The 1,427-nt window shown below is 54.4% G+C and carries 1 protein-coding gene; it reads right to left on the bottom strand.

What is annotated here, in order from left to right; genetic code table 11:
• Positions 1-94 precede the first annotated feature (94 nt).
• Positions 95-1,282, bottom strand: a complete 1,188-nt coding sequence (locus QKE30_RS10755) for an IS481-like element IS3514 family transposase (RefSeq protein ID WP_347934776.1) — start codon at positions 1,280-1,282, stop codon at positions 95-97.
• Positions 1,283-1,427 lie beyond the last annotated feature (145 nt).

Below are 1,427 nucleotides of genomic sequence, written 5' to 3'. Positions count from 1 at the left end.
TGTCATGAGTCGCGACATAGTTGACACTTCAGTCGCGACATCATGGACAAACTGGCGTCTCGGTTTTTCTTTTTCCGAGGCGCCGTTTTTACTTTTAGGTCAGGGGTGGCTGGCCTTTCTTCCAATAAGGTTTTTGGTAATTGCGAGACGTGTCGATGTAGTGCTCGGTGATGATCTCGCCAGTTTCTTTTAATGATGTGGTGACATGGTTGTCGGTGATGACCATAAGGATGGTTTCGCCCGTGTATTTTCGCCCGATGCCAAGTTGGTAAAGCCTACTTGCGTAACGGACGGTTACCTTGCCGTTTGGGGTGACGACATCGTTGCGGACGCGCCATTCTTCTTCCGGTTTGTCGTTGGGTTCGGCTTTGGGGCCGGTGGTGTAGACCTCATGTGGTGTCCGCCTTCCGAGGGCTCGATGGGGTCGGACAGTGTTGTAATAGTCGGCAAAGGTGTCGAGTTGTTGCTGGAGTTCGACCAGGGTGATCGCTGGGGATTGGGCAGCAATCCATTTTTTAAGCGTTTGGTGGAACCGTTCGATCTTCCCTTGTGTTTGAGGGTGGCCTGGCCGGCCATTTTTCTGTTGGATGCGGTATTTGTTGAGGGTTTTTTCGAATGCGTTGCGGCCCCCTTTGGCTCCAGCTAGGCGGGCAGTGAATACGAGTCCGTTGTCGGTGAGGGTGGACGCTGGCGGGCCGTAGGTGGCGATAAGGCGTTGCAGTTCAGCTGCAACAGCCGGTCCGCTGAAAGATGCTGCTGCGGTGATCGATAGCAGGTAACGGGAGTGATCGTCGATGAAGTCGAGGACTTCGAGTCGAGTGCCGTCGAGTAAGTGTAGGTGGGTGATATCCGCCTGCCAGCATTCGTTGGGCATAGCGGCTTCGAAGCGGATGAAAGAACTGCGTGGCTTTTTCTGCGGTTGTGGCGTGACAAGGCCTGCGTTGGTGATGATCCGTCGGATGGTCGACGTTGACGGTACTCGCAACCCCTGGCGGTGAAGGTGGAAAGCGATGGTCTCAGGGCCTGCGTCTAAACCGGATCTGACCAGTTGCTTACGCATGTCGATGATCTGATTGCGTAAAGATGTTGGTACTGCTTGCGGGTGGGTATGCGGGGCGCGGGATTTCGGGGCGATGGCATCAGCGCCTCCGGCATCAAACTGGGACAGGATTTTGTAGACACGTTGCCGTGAGATTCTGAAGCGCTTGGCGACTTTGGTGACGGGTTCGCCTTGTTCGCGGACTGCCTTGACGATGGCGAGGTTGCGGTTGGGACTATTCATCTGTCAACAATGTCGCAACTGAGGTGTCAACCATCACTGCTTTTGCTTTGTGGTGGCTAACTGTCAACTATGTCGCGGCTGATCTGACAACCGTCACAACGCTTTTCCCTGGAACACGTTGTCAACTATGTCCTGACTTCGGACA

This window comes from Corynebacterium sp. c24Ua_83, assembly GCF_039907245.1.
GTDB lineage: Bacteria > Actinomycetota > Actinomycetes > Mycobacteriales > Mycobacteriaceae > Corynebacterium.
The sequence above is the reverse complement of the archived record's forward strand: the minus strand, read 5'-3'. Positions and strand labels throughout refer to the sequence as shown.